We start from the raw sequence: 1697 nt of genomic DNA on the forward strand, positions 1-1697 counted from the left end.
TGGGAAAATTAATGAAAGGAATCAGAATCGCGGCCAATGTGGCTGAGATTATCGTAGCAAGTTCGGTTATCGTAGAGCTTGTTGAGAAGTATGGCGGCAAAAAGAGGAAGAAAAAAGATACCGCAAGTAAAGTTGGTACAGGTGACGTAGCAACTGAGAACCAATAAACGTCTAATGAATGGAATATAATAAAGCACAGGACGTTATAATCACAATCCTTGAAGTTACGACAGCAGTACTCAAGGGAATCAAGAAGCTAAGAGGAATATTTGTAAAAGCAAAGAAATAACCCTCTTGGCTTTTTCTTTTATCGGAATTTATTTATCAACCAATTAAAATAAGTTACAATATGGAAACAACCAATTTATTATTGCCATCCACACAAAGGGCGGCAAAAGCAAACGAATGGAAGCAGGACGTGGAAGAAGCGGTTATCATTACGGAACAACCGGCAAAACGCTCACCATTCATTGAAGCGAATACAACAGAGGTGACTTTGGATCATCTCAAGAACGATTGTATCATACCAACTTTCGCCAAGGACAACGAGGTATGCATATCACATCAAAGTTTCATAGAATCAGTCTATGAGGCGGCCAGAGATTTTTATCACGGGGAAACGATTTGTACCCCGGAAATAAGAACATCACACATTGTCAGGGGAAGAATACCGGAAGCAATCAACAAGAGAGTGGATCAACTACTGGAATCAGACAAGACAATGTACTACGAAAGAATGATTTTCAACATAGAGATTCCGAGCATCAGCCGGAATGTAAACGGAAATCGACTGAACCTATGCATCACAGGCTGTAAAAGCTATGCAAGGGATAATCTAAGCGGAAAAATGACAGCGCAGAAATTCAATATCGCTGTCGGATTTCTCAATCTGGCCTGTACCAACCAGTGTTTATCAACGGACGGGTACAAGGAAGAAATCAAAGTGACAAGTTCGAGGGGGCTATATCAATTCACCCTGGACTTGTTCGGACAATATAATGTAGCAAAACATATTCACCTGATGCAATCACTGGGTGACACAATGCTGAGTGAAAAACAGTTCTGCCAGATACTGGGAAGAATGAGGCTGTATAACTACCTCCCCCAGCACCAACAGAGGATGCTACCGAGACTGCTTATTACAGACAGTCAGATCAACAATGTAGCAAAACAATATATCCACGATGAAAACTTTGCCGGGAATAACGGTGAACTAAGTATGTGGATGTTCTACAACCTTATAACAGGAGCAAACAAAAACAGCTATCTCGATTCATTTCTAGGACGTAGTGTAAATGCGACGGAAATTTCGGTAGGACTGACAGAAGCATTGAATCACAGGGACGAAGCATATTCCTAGTTTATAGAATGACCGGAAGAAATATGATTTGAACTACATATCCGAAGAGGGTATCACCAGGGAAGAAAGGTGGTATCCTCTTTTTTGTTATCAGAAATTTAACTAAAAAAAGAAAGGAGAAAATATATGAGCGTAGCATGTATACAGGACATATACCAATGTAACACCTGTAAATCAGCATTAGACGAAAACGGAAGGAATTGCAGGCACGGGATGTTATTTCCCCTGCTTCTTCTGATGGGAAATTTTGACAGATGCATGAATTATGAATTTGATGCGGAGAAGGTAAAACTTCAACTGCAAAAGAAAGAAGCTTCAAAGTATTCTCCGGACAAGG

At 40.3% G+C, this 1697-nt stretch carries 2 protein-coding genes; both read left to right on the plus strand.

The annotated features are described in order from the left end of the window. Positions 1-349: 349 nt before the first annotated feature. Positions 350-1360 (plus strand): DUF3871 family protein, encoded by a 1011-nt coding sequence (locus ACT8YW_RS23215; RefSeq protein ID WP_444107277.1) that lies wholly within the window; start codon positions 350-352, stop codon positions 1358-1360. Between the two features lie 126 nt (positions 1361-1486). Then, a partial coding sequence (locus tag ACT8YW_RS23220; RefSeq protein ID WP_444107278.1) for a hypothetical protein occupies positions 1487-1697 on the plus strand: 211 nt, incomplete at its 3' end.

The organism is Bacteroides sp. (assembly GCF_052357945.1).
Lineage (GTDB): Bacteria > Bacteroidota > Bacteroidia > Bacteroidales > Bacteroidaceae > Bacteroides.